This window comes from Streptomyces sp. NPDC107575 (assembly GCF_055657265.1).
This window is the reverse complement of sequence record NZ_JBVKBG010000013.1, coordinates 89,979-111,851: the sequence shown is the minus strand read 5'-3', so window position 1 is coordinate 111,851 and position 21,873 is coordinate 89,979. Positions and strand designations below refer to the sequence as shown.

General features: G+C 72.8%; 22 protein-coding genes and 1 pseudogene. 10 read left to right on the top strand and 13 right to left on the bottom strand.

Going from position 1 to position 21,873, the window contains the following annotated elements:
- Nucleotides 1-3: 3 nt before the first annotated feature.
- A complete protein-coding gene (gene asnB, locus ACZ7L4_RS42030; protein ID WP_472110409.1) occupies nt 4-1,545 on the bottom strand; it encodes an asparagine synthase (glutamine-hydrolyzing) in 1,542 nt (513 codons plus the stop codon).
- A gap of 81 nt (nt 1,546-1,626) precedes the next feature.
- Here asnB and ACZ7L4_RS42025 point away from each other — a divergent pair, with 81 nt between their 5' ends.
- Entirely contained in the window at nt 1,627-2,397 is a 771-nt protein-coding gene (locus ACZ7L4_RS42025) for an IclR family transcriptional regulator (RefSeq protein WP_472110407.1), read from the top strand.
- A 1-nt stretch (nt 2,398) separates the two neighbouring features.
- Here the strand turns inward: ACZ7L4_RS42025 and ACZ7L4_RS42020 are convergent, their stop codons facing one another.
- The gene (locus tag ACZ7L4_RS42020; RefSeq protein ID WP_472110405.1) at nt 2,399-3,184 is read right to left on the bottom strand and encodes an SAM-dependent methyltransferase; all 786 of its coding nucleotides are present in this window, start codon (nt 3,182-3,184) and stop codon (nt 2,399-2,401) included.
- 192 nt (nt 3,185-3,376) lie between these two features.
- On the opposite strand from ACZ7L4_RS42020, the gene ACZ7L4_RS42015 reads away from it, so the two are divergent.
- Nucleotides 3,377-3,841 (top strand): cupin domain-containing protein, encoded by a 465-nt coding sequence (locus ACZ7L4_RS42015; RefSeq protein ID WP_472110403.1) that lies wholly within the window; start codon nt 3,377-3,379, stop codon nt 3,839-3,841.
- A gap of 7 nt (nt 3,842-3,848) precedes the next feature.
- Here the strand turns inward: ACZ7L4_RS42015 and ACZ7L4_RS42010 are convergent, their stop codons facing one another.
- Nucleotides 3,849-4,805 carry a D-2-hydroxyacid dehydrogenase family protein gene (locus tag ACZ7L4_RS42010; RefSeq protein WP_472110401.1) on the bottom strand — a complete coding sequence of 319 codons (957 nt, stop codon included), beginning with the start codon at nt 4,803-4,805 and terminating at the stop codon, nt 3,849-3,851.
- Nucleotides 4,806-5,046: 241 nt separating this feature from the next.
- Between ACZ7L4_RS42010 and ACZ7L4_RS42005 the strand changes: the two are divergent.
- Nucleotides 5,047-5,904: pseudogene (locus ACZ7L4_RS42005) on the top strand (glycoside hydrolase family 16 protein); the annotation flags it as partial.
- Nucleotides 5,905-5,979: 75 nt separating this feature from the next.
- Here ACZ7L4_RS42005 and ACZ7L4_RS42000 read toward each other — a convergent pair.
- Both ACZ7L4_RS42000 and ACZ7L4_RS41995 read right to left on the bottom strand, forming a co-directional pair.
- Entirely contained in the window at nt 5,980-6,675 is a 696-nt protein-coding gene (locus tag ACZ7L4_RS42000) for a ribonuclease H family protein (protein ID WP_472110399.1), read from the bottom strand.
- Nucleotides 6,676-6,700: 25 nt separating this feature from the next.
- A complete protein-coding gene (locus ACZ7L4_RS41995; protein ID WP_472110397.1) occupies nt 6,701-7,096 on the bottom strand; it encodes a nitroreductase/quinone reductase family protein in 396 nt (131 codons plus the stop codon).
- A gap of 332 nt (nt 7,097-7,428) precedes the next feature.
- On the opposite strand from ACZ7L4_RS41995, the gene ACZ7L4_RS41990 reads away from it, so the two are divergent.
- Nucleotides 7,429-7,923 carry a GNAT family N-acetyltransferase gene (locus ACZ7L4_RS41990; RefSeq protein ID WP_472110395.1) on the top strand — a complete coding sequence of 165 codons (495 nt, stop codon included), beginning with the start codon at nt 7,429-7,431 and terminating at the stop codon, nt 7,921-7,923.
- 35 nt (nt 7,924-7,958) lie between these two features.
- Entirely contained in the window at nt 7,959-8,786 is an 828-nt protein-coding gene (locus ACZ7L4_RS41985; RefSeq protein WP_472110394.1) for an endo alpha-1,4 polygalactosaminidase, read from the top strand.
- A 12-nt stretch (nt 8,787-8,798) separates the two neighbouring features.
- On the opposite strand, the gene ACZ7L4_RS41980 is transcribed toward ACZ7L4_RS41985, so the two are convergent.
- Nucleotides 8,799-9,263: a hypothetical protein gene (locus ACZ7L4_RS41980; RefSeq protein WP_472110392.1), complete on the bottom strand. Its 465-nt coding sequence runs from the start codon at nt 9,261-9,263 to the stop codon at nt 8,799-8,801.
- 1,401 nt (nt 9,264-10,664) lie between these two features.
- Between ACZ7L4_RS41980 and ACZ7L4_RS41975 the strand changes: the two genes are divergently transcribed.
- Nucleotides 10,665-11,237 (top strand): hypothetical protein, encoded by a 573-nt coding sequence (locus ACZ7L4_RS41975; protein WP_472110390.1) that lies wholly within the window; start codon nt 10,665-10,667, stop codon nt 11,235-11,237.
- On the opposite strand, the gene ACZ7L4_RS41970 is transcribed toward ACZ7L4_RS41975, so the two are convergent.
- The 3 genes from ACZ7L4_RS41970 to ACZ7L4_RS41960 form a co-directional block, all read right to left on the bottom strand.
- A complete protein-coding gene (locus ACZ7L4_RS41970) occupies nt 11,220-12,563 on the bottom strand; it encodes an LCP family protein (RefSeq protein ID WP_472110388.1) in 1,344 nt (447 codons plus the stop codon). The genes ACZ7L4_RS41975 and ACZ7L4_RS41970 overlap by 18 nt on opposite strands.
- Nucleotides 12,564-12,660: 97 nt before the next feature.
- A complete protein-coding gene (locus tag ACZ7L4_RS41965; RefSeq protein ID WP_472110386.1) occupies nt 12,661-13,803 on the bottom strand; it encodes a methyltransferase in 1,143 nt (380 codons plus the stop codon).
- Nucleotides 13,804-14,025: 222 nt separating this feature from the next.
- A complete protein-coding gene (locus ACZ7L4_RS41960; RefSeq protein ID WP_472110384.1) occupies nt 14,026-14,967 on the bottom strand; it encodes an SDR family oxidoreductase in 942 nt (313 codons plus the stop codon).
- A 208-nt stretch (nt 14,968-15,175) separates the two neighbouring features.
- Here ACZ7L4_RS41960 and ACZ7L4_RS41955 point away from each other — a divergent pair, with 208 nt between their 5' ends.
- Complete coding sequence (locus ACZ7L4_RS41955; protein ID WP_472110382.1) at nt 15,176-15,742, top strand: rhodanese-like domain-containing protein; 567 nt, start codon at nt 15,176-15,178, stop codon at nt 15,740-15,742.
- Complete coding sequence (locus ACZ7L4_RS41950; protein WP_326021604.1) at nt 15,739-16,011, top strand: metal-sensitive transcriptional regulator; 273 nt, start codon at nt 15,739-15,741, stop codon at nt 16,009-16,011. The genes ACZ7L4_RS41955 and ACZ7L4_RS41950 overlap by 4 nt, the downstream gene beginning before the upstream one ends.
- Here ACZ7L4_RS41950 and ACZ7L4_RS41945 read toward each other — a convergent pair.
- On the bottom strand, nt 15,968-16,915 hold the full coding sequence (locus ACZ7L4_RS41945) for a DMT family transporter (RefSeq protein WP_472110380.1): 948 nt from the start codon (nt 16,913-16,915) through the stop codon (nt 15,968-15,970). The genes ACZ7L4_RS41950 and ACZ7L4_RS41945 overlap by 44 nt on opposite strands.
- An 82-nt stretch (nt 16,916-16,997) precedes the next feature.
- On the opposite strand from ACZ7L4_RS41945, the gene ACZ7L4_RS41940 reads away from it, so the two are divergent.
- A complete protein-coding gene (locus ACZ7L4_RS41940; RefSeq protein ID WP_472110378.1) occupies nt 16,998-17,909 on the top strand; it encodes a LysR family transcriptional regulator in 912 nt (303 codons plus the stop codon).
- A gap of 16 nt (nt 17,910-17,925) precedes the next feature.
- On the opposite strand, the gene ACZ7L4_RS41935 is transcribed toward ACZ7L4_RS41940, so the two are convergent.
- Together ACZ7L4_RS41935 and ACZ7L4_RS41930 are read right to left on the bottom strand one after the other, a co-directional pair.
- Entirely contained in the window at nt 17,926-18,582 is a 657-nt protein-coding gene (locus ACZ7L4_RS41935; protein WP_472110376.1) for a maleylpyruvate isomerase N-terminal domain-containing protein, read from the bottom strand.
- A gap of 33 nt (nt 18,583-18,615) precedes the next feature.
- The gene (locus tag ACZ7L4_RS41930; RefSeq protein WP_472110374.1) at nt 18,616-19,548 is read right to left on the bottom strand and encodes a sigma-70 family RNA polymerase sigma factor; all 933 of its coding nucleotides are present in this window, start codon (nt 19,546-19,548) and stop codon (nt 18,616-18,618) included.
- Between the two features lie 87 nt (nt 19,549-19,635).
- Between ACZ7L4_RS41930 and ACZ7L4_RS41925 the strand changes: the two genes are divergently transcribed.
- Entirely contained in the window at nt 19,636-20,103 is a 468-nt protein-coding gene (locus ACZ7L4_RS41925) for a pyridoxamine 5'-phosphate oxidase family protein (RefSeq protein ID WP_472110372.1), read from the top strand.
- A 65-nt stretch (nt 20,104-20,168) separates the two neighbouring features.
- Here the strand turns inward: ACZ7L4_RS41925 and ACZ7L4_RS41920 are convergent, their stop codons facing one another.
- Nucleotides 20,169-21,794, bottom strand: a complete 1,626-nt coding sequence (locus ACZ7L4_RS41920; RefSeq protein WP_472110370.1) for an MDR family MFS transporter — start codon at nt 21,792-21,794, stop codon at nt 20,169-20,171.
- Nucleotides 21,795-21,873 lie beyond the last annotated feature (79 nt).

Sequence of the window (21,873 nt, the reverse complement as noted above, 5' to 3'; positions counted from 1 at the left end):
GGACTACGCCGTCGCGAACCGGGTGAGCACCGCCTCTGGACGTACGCCCGGCAGCGCGGCGCGGAACGTCCGGTAGTAGCCGAGCTCCTCCTTGCTGCGCAGTTCGGGCGCCCCGTCCTCGGCGGTCGCCGCCGTGAACTCCTCGTCGGTGATGCGGCTGTCCCACAGGGGGCTCAGGACGCTCTCGGCGCCGCTGCCCGTGCCGAACTGCTCCTTGCGCCGCCACAGCAGGTGCTCGGGGAGCCAGCCCGCGAAGGCGCGGCGCAGGTGGCCCTTCTCCATGCCGTCCGCCTCAAGTGCCTTGAGCGGAGCGGGCAGTGACATGGCGTGCGCGATGACGTCCCGGTCGAGGAACGGGACGCGCGCCTCCAGGCCGTGGGCCATGGTGACGCGGTCGCAGCGCTGGAGGTTGAGGCCGTGCAACGCGCCTATGGTGCGGCGCAGTTCGGCGTCCAGCTCGTCGGGGGCGGCGTGCCGCTCGTGGTAGTAGCCGTATCCGGCGAAGAGTTCGTCGGCGCCCTCGCCGGTGAGGACCGCCTTGACGTGCCGGGAGGCGAGTTCGGACAGGAACCAGTTCGGGACGGCGCTGCGGATGAGGCTGGCGTCGAAGGACTCCACGCACCCGACCACCTCGTCGAGGGCCCGCGCCGCGGCCTCGGCGTCGAGCACCGCCTCGTGGTGCTCGGTGCCCAGGAACGCGGCGGCGTCCCGCGCGGCGAGCAGGTCCGGGGAGTCCTCCGTGCCGACGGCGAAGGTCTTGAGGCGACGGCCCTGGCGGGCGTACGCGTCGGCGGCGACCGCGGCGACGAGGCTGGAGTCGAGCCCGCCGGACAGGAACACGCCGACCTCGACGTCCGCCATCAGGTGCCGGCGGACGGAGTCGGCGACGGCCTCGAAGGTGGCCTTCTCGACGACCTGCTCGGGCACATCTCCCCAGGTGTCGGTCACGTCGGGAACGGGCTCCGCGAAGCGGCGCAGGCCGTCCTCGGGCGTCCACCAGTGTCCTGGCGGGAAGATCTCGGCGCGCGGCTGTACGACGGGGTGGAACGCGCGCAGTTCGGAGGCGAAGTGCACGGCGGTGTCGGTGCGCGCCCAGTACAGGGGCTTGACGCCGATGGCGTCGCGGGCGGCGACGAACCGGCCGCCCGGGGTGGCCGCGCACAGCGCCCACATGCCGCGCAGGCAGCGCAGGCCCTCGGGCCCGTCCGTGCGCAGCACGGCGAGCGCGGCCGCCGAGTCGGAGGAGGTGCCGAAGGCCTCGGCGGGAAGTTCCTCGCGCAGGGCCTCGTGGTTGTAGATCTCGCCGTTGCACACGAGCGACCAGTCGTCGTCGCCGTGGGTGCCGCCGAGGGGCTGGTGTCCGCCGTCGAGGTCGACGATGGACAGGCGGCGATGGCCGAGCCAGGTGTGTCCGCCGACCGTTCTGGTGCCGCTGTCGTCGGGTCCGCGGTGGGCGAGGCGGTCGAGCATGCCCTCCGCCGCCGCGTCGGCGCATTCGGTGTCGAGACTTCCGTGCTGACTGTGTATGGCTGCGATTCCGCACATGTGGATCGACCATAGAGCGGTCCGTGCGAATGGAACAATGCGAGTTGCTGTATACGCACGCCACTGTGGGAGGCTTGCGTCATGGCAGCGGAGAATCTGAGCAGCGTGCACCGCGCGCTCGACGTGCTGCGCGCGCTCGCGCAGGGCCCGATGGGCGTGCAGGAAGTGGCCCAGGCGGTGGGCCGGGAGAAGACGCAGGTGTCACGGACCCTGAAGGTCCTGGCGCAGGAGGGGTTCCTGGAGCGGGATCCGCGCACGCTGCGCTATCGCGTCGGCTGGCAGCTGCTCGCGCTCGCCTCGTCGGCGGGCGAGGAGCGGCTGTACGGGGAGGCGCCGCCGGTGCTGCGGGATCTGGTGCACCGTGTCGGGGAGCCGGCCTATCTGACGGTGCTGTCCGGGCACGGTGTCGTCACGGTGCTCACCGAGCGCACCTCGCGCGGGCTCCAGGCGCACGAGTGGATCGGCCGCACCTCGCCCCTGAACTGCACGTCCGCGGGCCGCGCGCTGCTGTTCGGACTGCCGGACGACCAGGTGGCGGCGCTCCTGACGACCGAGGACGGGGCGCCACTGCCCGGCACGGACGCGGCACCGCGCGACGTACCGGCGGTCCTTGAGCGGCTGCGGGCGGAGCGGGGGCGCGGCTTCGCGGTGGCGGCGGAGGAGATGGAGCCGGGCCTGACCGCGGTCGCGGTCCCGGTGCACGACCACCGGGGCGACGTGGTGGCGGCCGTCAATGTGTCGGCGCCCGTGTTCCGGTTGCCGCCGGAGTCGCTGCCGCAGGTCGCGGCGGCGGTGGTCGCGGCGGCGCACCAGCTGTCGGCCCGGCTCAATGGCGCGCCGCCGCCCGCGTGAGTCAGGAGATCCGGGCGACGCCCGAGTAGATGCCGGACGGCTCGGCCTCGGGGGCGGGCTCGCCACGGAACCACTCGGTGGCGGTCACCAGGCCCGGCTCCACGAGGTCGAGCCCCTTGAAGAACCGCGCCACCCCGTCGCGGGTGCGGAAGCCCAGCTGGATCCCGGCCTTGGTGTACTGGGCCACGACCTTCTCGACCAGCTCGGGGAAGATGTCGCTGGAGGCGTTGGACAGCACGAGGTAACTGCCCACCGGCAGCTCGGACACCAGCCGGGAGACGATGCCGTACGCCTCCTCGTCGTCCGGGATGAAGTGCATCAGCGCGATCAGCGACAGGGCGATCGGCCGGTCGAAGTCCAGGACGGTACGGGCGTGTTCGAGGATGGCGTCCGGTTCGCGGACATCGCCCTCGATGTAGTCGGTGGCACCCTCGGGGCTGCTGACGAGCAGCGCCTGGGCGTGCCGCAGCACGATCGGGTCGTTGTCGGTGTAGACGACCTTGGCGGTCGGGACGACGCGCTGCACGATCTGGTGCAGGTTCGGCGACGTCGGGATGCCGGTGCCGATGTCCAGGTACTGGTCGACGCCCTGTCCGGCGAGCCACGCGGCGGCGCGGTGCATGAACTCCCGGTTCTGCCGCGCCGCGTCCCGCGCCTCGGGCGGCAGCTGCTCGCCGACGGCCTCGTCGACGGGGTAGTTGTCCTTCCCGCCGAGCAGCCAGTCGTAGACCCGCGCGGGGTGCGCCTGGCTGGTGTCGATACGGGGCCGGGGAGCGGATGCCGTCATGAAACTCTCCAACGTCGCTGTGCGGGCGGGACGATGCGTGTGACCTGCCCGCAGTCTTTCATGTCAACTCCTGGTATTCACCACGGAGTTGCAGGTCACGGCGGGTGTGCGGGCGACAGCGCACGGTGCTCGCGCCCCTGCCCCGCGAACTATCCTTGATCACTCAACCATGATCCACCCGGAGGAGCCACCGTGCGTGACTGGAAGTCGGAACTCGGCCTGGAGCCGCACGGCGAGGGCGGCCACTTCCGCCGCCTCTACACGAGCCCGTACGAGCTCTCGACGCCGCACGGCCCCCGCCCCTCGGCGACGTCGATCCACTACCTGCTCGACGAGCGGCAGCCGAGCGGCCTGCTGCACCGCAATCGCAGCGACATCCTGCACTTCCTGATCGACGGCGGCCCGCTGGAGTACGTGACGGTCGCCCCGGACGGCACGCTGCACCGCACCACCCTCGGCCCGGACGACGAGCGCTTCCTGCTGGTGCCCGGCGGCCACTGGAAGGCCTCGCACCTGATCGGCGACGCCCGGCAGGGCCTGGTGGCGGAGGTCGTCACCCCAGGCTTCGACTACGCGGGCCACGAGTTCGCCACGCGGGCCGTACTGGAGGAGTTCCCGCACCTCGCCGAGGAGCTGCGGGAGTTCGTCCGCGGATGAGCCGGGGTCAGCCGAGCGCGCGCACCGGGCTCCCCGCCAGGTACGCCTCGATGTCCTCGACGGCGCCCTGGAAGAAGCCCTCGTAGTTGCGGCGCGTGACGTAGCCGAGGTGGGGCAGGCCGAGGAAGTTCGGGGCGGTGCGCAGGGGGTGGCCGGCCGGGAGCGGCTCGGTGTCGAAGACGTCGCTGCCCGCGCCGGCGATCCAGCCCTCGCGCAGGGCCCGCAGCAGCGCCTCCTGGTCGACGATCGCGGCGCGCGAAGTGTTGACCAGGTAGGCGGTGCGGCGCATCCGGCGCAGTTCGTCGGCGCCGAGCAGGCCGCGGGTGCGCTCGCCCAGGACGAGGTGGACGGAGACGAAGTCGCTGGTGTCGAGGAGCTCCTCCTTCGAGGCGGCGAGAGTGGCACCGGCCTCCGCAGCCCGCTCGGCGGTGAGGTTCTGGCTCCAGGCGGTGACGTCCATGCCGAAGGCGGCGCCGACGCGGGCGACCCGTGCGCCGATCTTGCCGAGGCCGAGCAGGCCGAGGCGGCGGCCGTGCAGGTCGGCGCCGAGGGTGGACTGCCAGGGTCCGCCGTCGCGCAGGTTGGCGCCCTCGGTGAGGACGCCGCGGGCGAGGCCCAGGATCAGGGCCCAGGTGAGTTCGACGGGCGGCTCGGGGTTGCTCGCGGTGCCGCAGACGGTGACGCCGTGCGCGGCCGCGGCGGCGAGGTCGATGGACGCGTTGCGCATGCCGGAGGTGACGAGAAGCCGCAGCTTCGGCAGGCGGGCGATCAACTCGGCGGGGAACGGGGTGCGTTCGCGCATCACGACGACGATCTCGCAGTCGCCGAGCAGCGCGACGAGCTCGTCGTGTGTGTCGACATACCGATTCAGGTACGTGACGTCGACGCGGCCCGACAGGCGGTCCCAGTCGGCCAGTTCACGGGCCACACCCTGGTAGTCGTCGAGTACGGCGCACCGCAGCATGCTCACATCACCCCTGGTTCGAAGGTCGCATCGAAGCTCGTCCCGGAGATCGCCTCGAAGATCGTCCGAAAACCTTAACCGGGAACTCTGGTACGGACTTTTGCGCAGTCCCTTGACGCCCCTTGACCCCACCCCTTAAATCAACTCTTGAACGGAACACATCAAGCGCAGCGTTCCTGCCTTCACTTTCTGGCGTGCCGCGGGACGGCACGACCCCCTACCCGAAGTGATGTGATGCCCCATGCGCAGTTCACTCCGCCCGCTGAGCCGCAGACTCCCCCTGGGCGCCGCGGCCCTGCTGTGCGTCGCCGCCGCGTTCGTGCCGACGGCGAACGCCGCCGACACCGAAGACGGCGCGCACACCACGGCGGTCACCTTCTCCGACGACTTCGACGGGCCCGCGGGCTCGGCGGTCGACGGCTCGAAGTGGCAGACCGAGACCGGAGACAACGTCAGCAACCACGAGCGGCAGTACTACACGTCCGGCAACAACAACGCCGCTCTCGACGGCCAGGGCAACCTGGTCATCACGGCCCGCAAGGAGAACCCTTCCAACTACCAGTGCTGGTACGGAACATGCCAGTACACCTCGGCGCGCCTCAACACGTCGGGGAAGTTCGAGACGACGCACGGCCACGTCGAGGCCCGGATGAAGATCCCGCGCGGGCAGGGCATCTGGCCCGCGTTCTGGATGCTGGGCAGTGACATCGGCTCGGCCGGCTGGCCCAACTGCGGCGAGATCGACGTCATGGAGAACGTGGGCTTCGAGCCCTCGACGGTCCACGGCACCATCCACGGCCCCGGCTACTCCGGTGCCGGCGGGATCGGCGCGGGCTACTCGCTGCCCGGCGGCCAGGCGTTCGCGGACGCGTTCCACACGTTCGCGGTGGACTGGACGCCCAACAAGATCACGTGGTCGGTGGACGGAACGGTGTACCAGACCCGGACGCCCGCCGACGTCGGCGGCAACCAGTGGGTCTTCGAGAAGCCGTTCTTCTTGATTCTGAACCTGGCCGTGGGCGGGGACTGGCCGGGCGACCCGGACTCCAGCACGCAGTTCCCGCAGCAGCTGGTGGTGGACTACGTGCGGGTGAGCACGTGAGTGCATGAGCAGGTAAAAGCACACGGAGGGGCCCGGCGCGGTGTGCGCCGGGCCCCTCCGTGTCGGTTGCGGTCAGGCCGACGTGCGGCACTCCGGGTGGCCCCAGCCGTCGGGGTTCTTGGCGATGTCCTCACCCGCGGCGTACGAGCGGCCGCAGCGGCAGCGGCCGGGGAACTTCGCCTTGAGGGTGCGCGAGGAGGAGCCGGAGGAGGTCCGCTTGGCGGGCGCCGCCTTCTTCGCGCGCGGCGGCTTGGCGGAGGACGGGGCGGACGGCGGCGGCTCGGGAGAGCCGAGCGCGCTGCCCGCGTCCTGCTGGGCGACGGCGGCCTGGCTCGCGGCGCGGTCCGCGAAGTCGTTCAGCGGGTCGCCGTCGACCTGGTGCGCGGGCACGTACTTGAACTCGACCGCGCGGCCGTCGAGCAGCGCGTCGATCCGCTGCACCAGCTCCTGGTTGGCGACCGGCTTGCCCGCCGCGGTCTTCCAGCCCTTGCGCTTCCAGCCGGGCAGCCACGTGGTGACCGCCTTCATCGCGTACTGCGAGTCCATCCGCACCTCGAGCGCCACATCCGCGGCGACCGTACTCAACAGCCGCTCCAGGGCGGTGAGTTCGGCGACGTTGTTCGTCGCGGTGCCGAGCGCGCCGGCCTCCCACTGCACGGGCTTCTCATCGCCGTCGGCGACGACCCAGGCCCAAGCCGCGGGTCCGGGATTTCCTTTGGACGCGCCGTCACACGCGGCGATCACACGTTCTGCCATGCCCCCGATCATGCCAGGTCCGGGCGGGTGGTCGGGGTCAGTGGTCCAGGTCGACGCGGATGGTCAGCAGGTCGACGCCGAGGCCGCGGACGGCGGCGCTGTTGAGGCGGGGCAGGGATCCGAGGCGGGCGCGGGCGTCGTCCTCGGGCAGCAGGTGCGCGGTGCCGCTGTGCCAGTGGCCGCGCAGGCGGACGCGGACCCGGGGGTCGGCCTGGATGTTGCGCACGTACTGGGACTTGAATCCGAACTCGGAGACCAGCCAGAAGGCCTCGCCGACGCGCCGCCCGCCGACCGGGGTGCGGCGCGCGAGCCCCGATGTGCGCCCGGTCGTCTCCAGGAGGACGTGGGTCGGCAGGCGCCGGGTCACGGGGTTGGCGATGCGGCGCTGGAACGTGGTGACGAGCCGGTGCTTGGTGTCGTGGAAGCGCGTCATGGCGGCACTCTAGGCGCTGGGCCGGGAGTGGTCGGGGAAAGAGGAAGCCCCGGCCGTGACGGGGGACCACGGCCGGGGCGGCTTTGGGTGGGACACGGATGGCGGTCGCCTCTCGGCGGGGGGCTCCGCAGGGCTTCAGCCGAACGATCTTCCCTGCGGGCGATAGGTAGGGCCCGGGGACACTGTTCCATCCGTGTCCACGTCTTGGTCAACGGACGGGGTGGCAGGGTTGTTCCCGGCGGTGCCGGGGCGGGGCGTGAGGTGCGTCACGACTGGTACCGCTTGGTGACCGTTCGACCCGTCTGCGGCGGATCCCGGCGAAAGGAACGTTGATGCCCGAGCTGCGCGCAGCCCGCGAGGGCGACCATCCCGTGCTCGTACGACGCGTCCAGGAGTGGTGGGGCGATTCGCGCACGCCGCGGGAGGCGCGCGAGTTGTCGCTGCTGCTCCCCCGCCTGTTCCTGCAGTTCTTCGCGGGCACCAGCCTGGTCGCGGAGGACGCGTCCGGCGTGCGGGCGTTCCTGGTGGGTCTGTACGCCGCCGATGACGACACCTCCGCGTACATCCACTTCGTGGGGGTCGACCCGGCGCTGCGCGGCGCTGGTGTGGGGCGGGGGCTGTACGAGGAGTTCTTTCGGCGGGCGGAGCGAGAGGGGCGGAAGGATGTGCGGGCGATCACCTCGCCCGGGAACGCCGGGTCGATCGCCTTCCACCGGGCGCTGGGGTTCGTGGTGGAGCCGGGCGACCGGGAGGTGGGCGGTGTCGCGGTGCGCTCGGACTACGACGGTCCCGGGCAGGATCGGGTGTGTTTCCGGCGCCCGTTGTGAGCGAGGGGCCCCGCCTTTCGTTCTAGGCTGCGACGATGATCTTCCGTCCGGCTTCCCGACGTCTGTCGGCTTTGTGCCTCGCCCTGACCGCCGCGTTCGCCGTGTCCTCGTGCTCGTCACCGGAGTCCGAGGGCCGCTCCCCGCGGGTCCAACGGCCGACGCCGGACGCGCAGTTCGACTACCAGATCGGTGGCGCGTACAAGCCGCCCGCGGGGGTGCGGGCCCTTTCGCGGGACCGCGGGGACGCGCCCGCCCGCGGGCTCTACAACATCTGCTACGTCAACGCCTTCCAGGCGCAGCCCGACGCGGTGACGTGGTGGCGGGCACACCACGACGACCTGCTGCTGCGGGACGACGACGGGAAGTTGGTGGTCGACGAGGACTGGGACGAGCCGCTGTTCGACATCTCCACGAAGACGAAGCGCGCGCGGCTCGCGAACATCGTCGGCGGCTGGATCCGGGGTTGCGTCGACGACGGCTACCAGGCCGTGGAGCCGGACAACCTCGACTCCTACCAGCGCTCCGACGGCCTGCTCGACTCCGCCGACGCGGTCGCGTTCGCCCAGCTCGTCGCGGACCGCTCGCACGGGGCGGGGCTCGCGGTCGGGCAGAAGAACACCGCGGAACTGCTGTCGAAGCGCCGCGACATCGGGTTCGACTTCGCGGTGGCGGAGGAGTGCCAGGCCCACGACGAGTGCCGGGAGTACGCGTCGGCGTACGACGACCGGGTCTTCGCCGTGGAGTACCGCAAGGCCGACTTCGAGCGGGCCTGCCGCGCGTGGGGCGACCGGCTCTCGATCGTGCTGCGCGACATGGACGTGCGGCCCGCCGGTACGAAGGGGTATGTGCGGCGGGCCTGTTGAGCGACCTCGGGGTCAGGCCTTCCGGGGCGGATCACTCAGTGCGTCGAGGCGGCGCTTGATCGCGTCGAGGGCGCCGGGGCGGCGGCCCGGCACCTGTTCCCGCAGGGCGGTGAGACCGGCGGCATGGCCGCGGGCCCTCTCGGGGTCACGGACCTGTTCGAACTGGTGATGGGCGCGGTCGACGGCAGCCTCCACGTCCTCGTCGGAGGGTGACTCGCCGCGTGCCATCCGGGCGTGCGCCACGGCGATCCACAACTCGCAGCTGCGCCCGGGTTCGTCGGCAAGGCGCGCGAGGTCGGCCCGCACCTCCATCCAGTGCACGACCTGCGAGGACCGCATCCCGTACACCCGCAACGCCTCCCCTTCCCACGCGGCAGCGATGGACGCGGCCTCCCCGTGCCGCCCCGCCTGCACGGCAGCGAGCAAGAGAGCGTGCGGGTCGGGCTCGGCGGGCTGCGCGGGAGCGGCGGCGGGCATGGGCGGAACGGCGGGCGCGGCCACCGGGGGCGGCGGCGGGGCAACCGGGCTCGGCCCCGGCGCCTTGGCAAGCTGCACGGCGGGGCCGGGGGCCGACGTCCGGCCGGATGCCGGGTCGTGGCTGGGCGCCGCAGCTTTGCCGAGCGGCACGGCAGGGCCGGGGGCGGGCGCATGGGCATGTTCCGCGACCGGAGCCGAAACCGTGCCCGCAGCGGGACCGGGCCCCGGAGCCGCGTCCGTGAGGGGGGCCGGAGTTGGGGCGTGTGCGACCCCCGGAGCCGCGTCCGCGACGGGAGCCGGAGTTGGGGCGGGAGCGAGAGTGGGAGCGGGTACCGAAGCCGGTGTCGATGCCGGGGCCGGAGTCGGAACTGGAGCGGAGGTCGGGGCCGGGCTAGGCGCCGAAGCTGGGGGCGAAGTCCTAGCCGAAACCGGACTTGAGATCGAAGCCGAGGCCGGGGCCGAAACCTGAGCCGAATCCGGGCTCGGAGCCGGAGTCGAGGCCGAATCCGGGCTCGGAGCCGGAGTCGAGGCCGGGGCCGAGGTCGAGGCCGGGGCCGAGGTCGAGGCCGGGGCCGGGGCCGACGCTGAGGTCGAAGTCCTAGCCGAAACCGGAGTTGAGATCGGAGCCGAGGCCGGGACCGAAACCTGAGCCGAATCCGGGCTCGGAGCCGGAGCCGGAGCCGACGCCGAAACCCCATCCGAAGCCCGGCTCGGAGCCGAGACCGGAACCGAACCCGGGCTCGGCGTCGAAGCTAGGGTCGAAACCTGAGCCGCGGCCGGAGGCGGGATCGCCTCCGAAGCTGAGACCGGTGCCGGAGCCAGGCCCGAGGTCGGAGCCGGGCTCGCAGCCGGAGATGACACCGGTGCCGCAGACAGGCCCGAGGCCGAAGCCGGACTCTCGGTCGGAGCCGGGATCGCCTCCGAAGCCGAGACCGGTGCCGCAGCCAGGTCCAGGGGCGGAACTTCCGCAGGCGTAGTGCCGGATTGCAGAGGCGGAGCATGGGCCGGTTCCGTACCCGGCGTCGGGTGCGCCGGCGATATCGGCGACGGGTCCGTCACCGGAGCGGGGCCTTGACGTGGTGCCTCACCGACGGCCGGGGCCGCGGCCGGGAGCGGACCAGGAGTCGCGTCCTGATCACCCGCTGCGGGCGGCGCCGCTGGTGTTTCCGGGGCGTCGCCCCCTCCGGGCCGCCCCGTCGGCGCAGGTACGTACCCCGACCCCAGCGACACGAACAACGCGTCCGCCGGGCCGCCCGCGTGGGACGCCGCCGTTTCGTGGAGGTCCGGTGGGGTGGGGCGGGCGCCCGTGCGCCAGATGTCCGCGTAGGCGCGGAGGTAGGTGGGGGTGAGGGTGGTGCGGCGGGGCGGCGGTGGCTGGACTCGGCCGAAGAGGCTCGTGCCGTGGCCGAGGCCCAGGCCGCCCGCTCCGACGTGCTTCCAGGCCTCCGCGTCGGCGACGAGGTCGAGCACGACGGTCGTGGTGTGCGGACGGCGCCGGGTGAGTTCACCGGTGAGCCAGTGCCACGGCAGCCCCGTGTAGCGCAGCGTCGACGGGGTGGTGCGGGCAAGCGCCAGGTGCAACAGGCGCTGGCGCTGGTCGAGGTGGAGCTGACCCGCGACGTACAGGTGGAGCGGGCCGGGCTGATCGGCCGCCGTGCGCAGCCGGGTGAGGACGGCCTGCGGGTCGAGCGGGTCCGCGAGTTCGACGACGGACGCCGCCGCCGTGCCGGTGAGCACGCCCGGCGGCACCGCCGCGAGCGTGGGCAGCACGGAGACCGCGTCGATGAGGCCCGCCTTGCCGGCGGGCGCGGCCGCGAGGAGCAGCGCCGTGCCCGGCTCGGTGGAATGTGCCTCGTTGTTGCCTTGCGCGTTGATCACCACAGCAGAACCGTAACCGCAACACGGAGCGTCGCGCTCCCGTCACCGAACCTCAAGTGGCCCCGCAGCGGTCGGTTTTCAGCCCTTTTTGCCTGAAGGGTGCCCGCAGCGCAGCCGGTCTCCGGTAACCGGGGCACCTTCCACCATGCTGCGGTCGTACGTCACTTGCGTCACACCGCGATCGCCGTCGCCGACGGCCACCTGGAAGACCGGGCCGAATCCGGCCACGGACCGCAGCTCCGCACCGGGGAGCGCGGCCGCCAGGGAGGGCGCGAAGCGGGCGCGTTCGGGATCGTACGTCACGACGGTGGGTCCGCTGGGACGGCTGCTCGGCGCGGGCGCCTCGGTCACGTCGAAGCCGCTCGCGCGCAGCCCGGCGGCGACGCGCGGGTCGTCGACCCGCACCTTGGTCTCCTGGGGCGGCATGCCGACCGGGACCGGACCGCCGGACTTCCGGGTGGACGTGAGCGGCCGGTCCGCGCGCAGCGCCCCGAACATCTGCTTCGCCCGCTTGTCGTCCCACAGCAGCGACGAGCCCCACTTGGGGTCCCGGTAGTCGAAGTTCGAGATGGGCACGGTGGCGAACTCCGTCTGCCGCGGCGTGAGGTCGCGCAGCTTCCAGGCCAGGGACATCAGCGTACGCGCGTCCGTGTGGCCGTCGGTGCGCACGTGCGACATCAGCGCGCGGGCCGTACGGGCGGTCGCCATCGGGTCCTTGAAGACCTGCGCGTCGGAGAGCCGCGCCAACATGCCGAGCAGCAGCTTCTGTTGGCGGCGGACCCGGCCGAGGTCGCCGGGCGGGTTGAGGTGGCGGGCGCGGACGTAGCGCAGGGCGTGCTTGCCGTCGACGTCGTGGGTGCCCGCGGCCAGGTCGAGTCCCGAGTTCTCGTCCCGCAGCGGCTTGGCGCTGCACACCTCGGCGCCGCCCAGGTCGTCGACGGCCGCGACGAACCCGCGGAAGTCGGCCTCCATGTAGTGGTCGACGCGCACGCCCGTGGAGCGTTCGACCGTGCGGACGGCCAGGTCCCGGCCCCCGTGCGCGTACGCCCCGTTGATCTTCCCGCTGTGCGTGGGGTGGTCGTGCCGGGCGAAGCGGACGAACGAGTCGCGGGGCAGGGAGACGACGCTGAGGCGGCGGCCGTCGGCGGCGATGTGCACGAGCATCAGCACGTCGGTGCAGCCGCACTCCTGGCCGCCGACGTGCAACCGTTGGATCTCCTCGCGGGACATCCCGCTGCGCCGGTCGAGCCCGGCGACGAGCAGGTTGGTCCCCCTGCCCTTGGCGGCCTCCTGCCCCGGGGCCGGAGCGGATCTGCCCTCCGCCGCTCCGGCCCCCGCGGGTGCCGCCCCCGCGAGCGTGGTGATCAGCAGGGCGGCCGCGGCCACCGAATTGCGGCGGCGATGACGGTGCTGAGGGGCCATGGAGTACCTCCGTCGAGCGGATGTCGGAGCGAGTGCGATCTGACCCCTTTACCCCATATCTTCCCTCTGGTCCTACCCTGCCACGCCTGACGCGCCGTCATGTACCCAGGGTGGGCTCCCCCGTCGGGACCAATCTCCACAGCGACGTCGTCTCCGCGGCGCGCGCGGCGTGCAGCGGATCGGCGCGGTCCCGGGAGCGCGGGTGGCGCGGCCGGACGTCGAGCCGGCCGGCGACACGCAGGCCCGCGGCGGCGAACGCGTTCGTCAGCTCGTCGCGGTCGCGCAGCCCGAGGAGTTCGGCCAGGTCGGAGAGGATCAGCCAGCCCTCGCCGCCGGGTTCGAGGCGGCTCGCGAGCCCGTCGAGGAAGCCGCGCAGCATGCGTGAGCCGGGGTCGTACACGCCTTCCTCGAGGGGCGAGGTGGGGCGCGCCGGGAGCCACGGCGGGTTGCAGACGACGAGGGCGGCGCGGCCGCGCGCCGGCCAGAGGCCCGCGTCGCTCACCTCGATCCGGCCCGCGAGTCCGAGGCGGTCGACGTTGTCGCGGGCGCAGGCGAGGGCGCGCGGCGCCGCGTCGGTCGCGACGACCCGGCCGACGCCTCGCCGGGCGAGGACGGCGGCGAGCACGCCCGTGCCGGTGCCGAGGTCGAAGGCGACGCCGCCGACCGCGCCTCGGGGCAGCTCCGCCGCGCGGACCAGGTCGACGTACTCGCCCCTGACCGGCGCGAACACCCCGTAGTGCGGGTGGATGCGGTCGCCGTCGAGCGCGGCCACGGGCACGCCGGTGCGGCGCCACTCGTGCGCGCCGAGTACGCCGAGCAGTTCGCGCAGCGGTACGACGCCGGGGGTGCCGGGGGCGGGCCCGTAGGCCTCGGCGCAGGCACGGCGTACGTCGGGGGCGCGGCGCAGGTCGAGGCCGTGGTCGGGGCCGAGGACGACCAGGAGCATGCCGAGGACGCGGGCGCGGTGGGCGCGGTTCCGGCGGTGCTGGTGGAAGCCGTCGGCGGGCGGCAGCGCCTTGTCGACGCGGCGGCCGAGGGCGCCCAGCAGTTGCCGGGCGCCGTGGTAGTCGCCGCGCCACACCAGCGCGGTTCCTTCGCAGGCGTTGCCGTAGGCCTCCCGCGCGCGGGTCCGGTCGTCGGCGACGAGGACGCGCCGGGGCGGCCGTCCGCCGCCGAGCGCGCGCCAGAGCGCGGTGCGGGTGGTGTCGGTATCGGGTTCGGTCCAGGACAGGACGGTCACCGTGGGAACTCCTCGTAGTGGAACGTGCGGGGCACGAAGCGCACATGGGCGAGGAGCGGGAGGCGGCCCGGCGGTCGTCACCGGGCGAGCACATGGGTCAGGGGCGGCTCGGCTCCCGCGTCGCGGTGCGCGGGGCGGGGTCGCCGAGGACCTGTCCTGGAACGATGGCCGATGTCATGAGGTGGATTCTCGCAGACGGGGCCGAGCGGCCGGCCGCGACCGTCAGCGGTACCCCGTGACGTCGGCCGGCTTGCCCGCGTCCTGGACCTCGACGAGGTAGCGCCAGGAGTCGGGCCTGCTGCCGTCGAGGTCGGTGAACCCGTAGATCTTGGCGAGGCCGCCGCTGGACTGGGAAGTCCCGTTGAACCGGGCGACGTCCGGGTCGGCCGCGAGCGCGGCGACGGCGCGGCCGGTGTAGCGGGGCGTCTCGGAGATGGCGAAGTGCGGCTGGACCCGCACCGCGTCCTGCCAGTTCTCCTCGGTGACGTCGTAGTGGCCGAGCATGATCTCCGAGCGCATCCAGCCGGGGGTGAGGGCGACGGCGGTGGCCCCGCGCGACCCGAGTTCCTGGCCGAGGGCGAACGCCATCCGCAGGACGGAGCTCTTGGCCAGGTCGTAGAAGAAGGACACGCGGTAGTTGGTGCTGTTGTACTCGGCCGTGCCGTCGGTGACCTCGACGACCAGGCCGCCGGGGGTGCGCAGCAGCAGCGGCAGCGCGTAGTGGCTGGTGATGGCGTGCGTCTCGAAGGACAGCCGGTGCAGCCTGAGCCCGTTGTCGAGGTCGTGCTCCCAGACCGGTGTGTCCCATTCGAAGAGGTTCTCGCCGCCCCAGATGTCGTTGACGAGGACGTCCAGGCGGCCCTGTTCGCGGTCGATGCGCTCGACGAGGGCGCGCACCTGGTCCTGTTCGAGGTGGTCGGTGGGGACGGCGATGCCGTGGCCGCCGGCGGCCGTGACGAGGTCCGCGGTGTCCTCGATGGTCTCCGGGCGGTCGTACTCGGAACGGTGGGCGCGGGTGCTGCGGCCGGTGACGTAGACCGTGGCGCCGGCCGCGCCGAGTTCGACGGCGATGCCGCGGCCGGCGCCGCGGGTGGCCCCCGCGACCAGGGCGATCTTGCCGCGCAGAGGTTGGTCGGCGGTCGGCGGGTGGGCGTGGTCAGGCATGGGCGTCTCCCGTTGCTTCCAGGTGTCCGGCGTGGCTGCCGCTCGGCTCACGGTTCTGTTGCCGTGCGGCTCGCTCTCACGAGCATGTCCCGGAATCCCGACATCCCTTGTCCTGCTTTCGGTGGGACTTTGGCCGGACGGACGGGTCACATACCTCCGGGGGTACACGGTGATACCCTCCGGGGTATACCAGGGAGACAGGAGAGACATGAGCACCACCCTCGCCCCCGCCGAACTGCACGGCAGGGCCGCAGACGACACGCTCGTCCTCGATGTGCGCGCACCCGCCGAGTACGCGTCGGGGCACGTGCCCGGCGCCCTCAATGTGCCCACGGAGCTCATCGACGAGCTGCTGCCCGAACTGCGTGACGCGGCCGCGCGCCGCCGGATCGTCGTCGTGTGCGCGGCCGGGCAGCGCTCCGCCGCCGCCTGCGCGAAGCTCGCGGAGGCCGGCGTCGACGCGGTCGGGCTCGACGGCGGCACGCAGGCCTGGACCGCCGAGGGGCTGCCGGTCGACACCGCGGCCCGCCCGGAGCGCGCCGTCTGGGCGATGGACCGCCAGGTCCGGTTCGCCGCCGGTTCGCTGGTCCTGCTCGGCCTCGCGCTCGGCCGCCGCGCCCCGAAGGGTCGACTGCTCGCCGCGGGCGTCGCCTCCGGCCTCGTCTACTCCGGCGTGAGCAACACGTGCGGCATGGCGGTGATGCTCGGCAAGCTCCCCTTCAACCGGCCCGCGCCGGGTGCGCTCGACACCGCCCGCGCGGCCCTGCGCTCATGAGCGGCACGGGCAATCCGGAGGCGATGGACGCGGTCCTGAAGCGGCTGCGCCGCGCGCAGGGGCAGCTGACCGGTGTCATCGCGATGATCGAGGCGGGCCGCGACTGCAAGGACGTGGTCACGCAGCTGGCCGCCGTCTCGCGCGCGCTGGACCGGGCCGGATTCAAGATCATCGCCTCCGGCATGCGGGACTGCATGAACGCGGCGGACGGCGAACAGCCGCCGCTCAGCGAGGACGAGCTGGAGAAGCTGTTCCTGTCGTTGGCGTGACACGGTCAGCGGGTGCGTCACACCGCTCCTCGTGCGCCCCGCGCCTCTTCGGTGCGGGGCGCCCGAGCAGTACGACACCCGCGAGCGTCACGACCCCGCCGACCACCTCCACGGGCGTCGGCGTCTCCCCCAGCCACAGGTACGCGACCACCAGGGCCACGCCCGGCACCAGGTACAGCGCGGCGGTCGCCGCCGTCACGGTCAGCCGGGCCACCGCGTAGCCCCACACCACGAATCCGGCGGCCGACGGCAGCAGGCCCAGGCCGAGCGCGGCGACGGTGGCGGCGGCCGGGGCCCGCACCAGCTCGCCGAACGCCCCTGGTGCCAGCGGGAGCAGCAGCACGGTGCCTGCCCACATGGCGTAGCAGGCCACCTCGAGACCGGTGCAGTGTCGCAGCAGCGGCTTGATCGCGAAGTGGTGGACGGCCTGTACGACGGCCGCTCCCATGACGGCCCAGGCGGCGGCCGTGTAGCCGGTCTCCCCGCCCGCGAAGGCGATCAGCGCGCAGCCGGCGAGCGCCGTGCCGGACCCCGCGACCGTGCGCCAGGTCGGCCGCTCCCCCAGGAACGCGACGGCGAGCAGCGCGCTGATCGCGGGCACCGACGCGACGATCAGGCTCGCGGTGCCCGCGGGCACCCTCGTCTCGCCCCAGTTCAGCAGGAGTTGGTACGCGCTCATCCCGCACGCCCCGACGACGAGGATGCGCGGCAGGTCGGCCCCGCGCGGCCTGCGCACGCCCAGGAACGGCGCCACGGCGAGCAGCACGAGCGACGCGGACGCGAGCCGCACGAAGGAGAGCGCGGCCGGCCCGTACCCGTCGAGGGCGACGCGGATGGCCGGGAACGCGGAGGCCCACAGGAGGACGGTGGCCGCGAGGGCGAGGGAGGTCTTGTCGAACGTCACGGTCTTCACCCTCCCGACCCTGCTCCGTAGAATGGGAAAGGTCCAGTTACTCTTTCTTCTCCCATTGAAAAGGTGGGCTTTGGTGTTGGAGGTTCGGCGGCTGCGGCTGCTCGCGGAGTTCGCCACGCACGGCACGGTGGCGGCGACCGCCGAGGCCCTGCATCTGACGGGGCCCGCGGTCTCGCAGCAGTTGGCGGCGCTGGAGAAGGAGACAGGGCTCGTGCTCCTGGAGAAGCACGGCCGGGCGCTGCGGCTCACCGGTGCGGGGCGGCTTCTGGTGGAGCACGCGCAGGTGGTGCTCGCCGACCTGGCCGCGGCGCAGGCCGATGTGACGGCGCTGCGGCAGGGTCGGCCGGGCGCCGTGCGGATCGCGGCGTTCCCGTCGGCAGCGCGGGTGCTGATCCCCCTGGTGTGGCCGGAGCCCGGTGCGCAGGCGCCCCGTCTCGACCTCGTCGAGCACGAGCCGGACGCCGCCGACGAGGCGCTGCGGCGGCGGACGGTCGACATCGCGGTCACGCACGCGTACAGCCTGCTGCCCCGGCCGCTGCCGCCGGGCTGCGAGCAGCGTCATCTCTTCGACGAACCGGTGGAGTTGGCGCTGCATCCCGGGGCGGCGGCCCGGCACGGTCTCGCGCCGGGCGACAAGGCAGACCTGGCCGCGTTCGCACAGGAGGCCTGGCTGGTGCCCGGCGCCGACACCGCTTGCCACGAGATGACCCAACGGGCCTGCGGGGCCGCCGGGTTCGTGCCGCGAGCGGTGGCGCGGGCGAGCGACTTCGGTGTCCTGACGGCCCTGGTGGCACGGGGCGCCGGAGTGGCCCTGGTGCCCCGACTCGCCCTGCCGGCCCACCTGGAGGGTGTCTCGCTGCATCCGCTGCACTCCCCCGTGCGGCGCACCGTTCGGGCGGTGTACCGGGCGGGCACGGCCGGGCATCCCGACGTCGCGTACGTACTGGACCGGCTCGGGGAGGCCGCTTCCGGTCGGGGCCGCTGAGCCCGCGGCCATCGGCTCACCCGATGGCGAACGGCACTTTCCCTGTGAGGCTGCCGAGTTCGCCGCGTTCCGCCTCGGTCGCGGGACGGCGCCCCGTTGCGACGAGCAGCACGTCCGCGTCGGCCCACTTCGTGGGGAACGCGGCTCCCGCGATCCCCTCGAGGAGTGTCCGCGCCCGGGCCAGGCCCTCCATGGGCGGGCCCGGCACGTCCGGCAGGTGGGCGATCAGGTCGAGGTGGTGCAGCGTCCACTCCAGGACGTACGCGGTGAGGTAGTCGCCCACCGTGAGGACGTGCCCCTGCGTGCTCACGCGGGCGTCCGGGTCGGCGAGTGCGGCGGCGCGCCCCGCCGCGGCCCCGACGTCGTCGAGGTGGAAGGTGAGCAGCGCCGGGTCCTGGTAGGCGGCGGCGAGGCGGACGGTCAGCGCGTCGAGCGGGTCGTCGCCGGTCGGCGGCTCGCTGTCCGCGTTCCAGTACGTCACCGCGTCGACGGTCGGCTCCGTCGACGCGGGGGTGGCCAGGGTGATCAGCACGTCCTGCGCGTCGATGACCAGATGACACACCAGGTCGCGCACCAGCCAGCCGGTGCACCCCGAGGGCTGCTCGAAGGCCTGCTCGGGGAGGCCGGCGACCGCCGCGCGCAGCGCGGCCCATGAGCGCGAGAAGTGATCCACGGCCGCACGCTAGTCCGGCCGGGCCGTGCCGTGCTACTCGGCGTCCTCCTGGCTCCACCCGCCCGAGGCCGGATTGCTGCGCCGCCGCAGGGGCACCACGTCCATCGCCGCCAGCCGCTCCTCGTCCGCCACGAGTTCGATGCCGGTGATGCGGGGCGGGTCCGTCGTGAGGTCGACCTCGACGGCGAAGGCGACCTTGAGGGTGCCCGCGTGCGTCCACACCACGCCCGCCGTGCCGTCGAGCAGGGCGAGGCGGGCGGCCTTGGCGCGGCCCGCGTACAGGGAGGCCACGGCGCGCGCGCCGATCACCTCCGGCTCCGAGCCCATGGCGACGGCCGCGGCGTCCGAGCGGACCACGACGTCCGGGTCGAGCACGGTGAGCAGCGCCTCGAAGTCACCGCCCTGCGTCGCGGCGAGGAAGGCCTCGACGACCTCGCGGCGCCGCTCGCGGTCCGCCTCCTCCGTGGCGCGCGGATCGGCGTCGCGCACCCGGCGGCGCGCACGGCTGGCGAGCTGGCGGGTGGCTGCGGGGGTGCGTTCGACGATCGTCGCGATCTCCTCGAACGGCACGGTGAACAGGTCGTGCAGCACGAAGGCCAGGCGCTCCGCCGGGGCGAGCCGGTCGAGGACGACCATGAGCGCGAGCCCCACGGAGTCGGCCGCGACCGCCTCGTCCGCCGGATCGACGGGCCCTTCGCCCCGCTCGTGCTCCTGGGCCTCGAGCGGGTCCTCGCGACGGGTGTCGCGGGCGCGCAGCGCGTTGAGGCAGATGCGGGAGACGACCGTGGTCAGCCACGCGGCGAGGTTGTCGATGGTTTCGGCCCGGTCGGTGCGGCTGAGCCGCAGCCACGCCTCCTGCACCACGTCGTCGGCCTCGGCGGACGAGCCGAGCATGCGGTGGGCGACGGCGCGCAGCCGCGGTCGGTGCTCCTCGAAGCGGGCGGCCAGGGCTTCGGCGTCGGCCATCTGTCACATTCCTCCGTGGTGGCGTGTCATGGCAGTGCACCATCCACTATCGCCGCAGAAGCCACCGTTCCCGTGAAGGAGAATTCCATGTCGCAGCCCGCGCCCGCCCGTTCGGCGAAGCAACGCAGGCAGGACACCCTGGACCGACTGGAGCGGGAGGTCGACGCGTGGGTCGCGACGGCCGGGCCCGAGGGCGGCGCGCCGTACATGATGCCGTTGTCCTTCATGTGGCGGGACGAGAGTGTCTACGTATCGACAAGAGCGACGAATCCGGTGGCCCGCAATCTCGTCGCGAGCGGGCAGGTGCACCTCGGGATCGGGCTGACCCGGGACGTCGTGCACATCACCGGACGCTGCGAGGTGCTGCCCGCCGACGAGGTCACCGAGGAGTTCGGCGACGCGTTCGCGGCGCAGGCCGGGTTCGATCCGCGCAGGGACGCCGGAGCGTATCTGTACTTCCGGATCCGTCCCCTGCGCATCCAGGCCTGGCGCGAGGCGAACGAGCTCGCGGGCCGCGACCTGATGCGGGACGGGGTGTGGCTGGAGGTCGACTGATACGGCGGTGCCCCCGCCGCGCTCCGGGAGCGCGGCGGGGGCACCGTGCCGTACGGACTGGACGGTCAGCCGACCGGCTCCGGCTCCTTGTCCGCCACGGGGCCCGCGTTCTCCGCGTGCCAGTCGGCGTTGTCTGCGAGCGGCTTCTCCTTCAGGACGAAGGCGAGGACGAGGCCGACCGCGAAGACGGGCAGCAGGTACAGGAAGATCGGGACGAGCGCTTCCTGGTAGGAGTTGACGACCGTGTCGCGCAGGTCGGCCGGGAGGGCGCGGACCAGCGCCGGGGTCAGCGAGTCGCTGTCGCCGACCTTGGCGGCGGCCTGCGCCGGCAGGTTGGTGGCCAGCTGGTCGGTGAGGCGGCTGGCGAACACGGCGCCCACGACGGCCGTGCCGAGCGTCGCGCCGATCTCCCGGAAGAAGTTGTTCGCGGAGGTGGCGGTGCCGACCTCCGAGCCCGGGAAGTCGTTCTGCACGGCGAGCACGAGGGTCTGCATCATCAGGCCGACGCCCGCGCCCGCGAGGCCGACGTACACGCACACCAGCCAGACCGGGTCGGACACGTCGAGCGTCGACATCAGGTACGCGGTGAGCATGATGATCGCGGTACCGGCGATCGGGTAGATCTTGTACTTGCCGGTCTTGGACATGATCGCGCCGGACGGCAGGGCGGTGCCCATGATGCCGACGACCATGGGGATCAGCAGCAATCCGGACTCGGTGGCCGACTTGCCGTAGACCATCTGCAGGTAGGTGGGCATGTAGCCGACGATCGCGAACATGCCGAGACCGATGACGATCATGCCGAGCAGGGTGGCGACGTTGAAGATCGGCGACCGGAACAGGTGCAGCGGGATGACCGGCTCCTCGGCGCGCTTCTCCGCGAAGAAGAACAGCACCCAGGCGACGACGGCGCCGATGCCGAGGCCGATGACCAGCGGGTCGGACCACTCGTACTGCGTGCCGCCCCACGAGGCGAACAGGACCGTGCACGTCACGGCGGCGGCCATCAGGATCGTGCCGAGGTAGTCGAGCGTGACCTGGACGGCCTTGCGCGGCAGCTTGATCGCGACGGCGGCGACGAAGAAGGCCAGGATGCCGAGCGGCAGGTTGACCCAGAACGCCCAGCGCCAGGAGTGCTCGTCGGTGAACCAGCCGCCGAGCAGCGGTCCGACGACGGAGGAGAGACCGAACACGGCGCCCATCGGGGCCATGTACTTGGCGCGCTCACGCGGCGGCACCAGGTCGGCGATGATCGCCTGCGAGGTGATCATGAGGCCACCGCCGCCGAGGCCCTGGAGGGCGCGGCCAGCGATCAACGTGCCCATGTTCTGGGCGAGTCCGCAGACCACCGAGCCCACCAGGAACAGGGCTATGCCCGCGAGGAAGATGTTCTTGCGGCCCATGAGGTCGCCGAGCTTGCCGTAGACCGGCATGCCGATGGTGGCGGCGAGGATGTACGCGGTGGTGATCCAGGCCATGTGCTCGATGCCGTTGAGCTCACCGACGATGGTCGGCAGCGCGGTCGAGACGATGGTCTGGTCGAGCGCGCCGAGCAGCATGGTCAGCATCAGCGCGGCGAAGATCAGGCCGAAGTTGTGCGGCTTGACCGTGCTCTCCTCGGTCCCTTCGAGCCCGGCGGCCGCCGGGTCGGGGCCGGAGTCGATGCCCTCGGAAGCGGGGGCGTGCGTCATTGCGGTGTTCTCCGATGTGGTGTGCGGGTGGAGTGGTACGGGGCTGACCCTGCGGCGGGGAGAGCGGTTGCCGCGTACG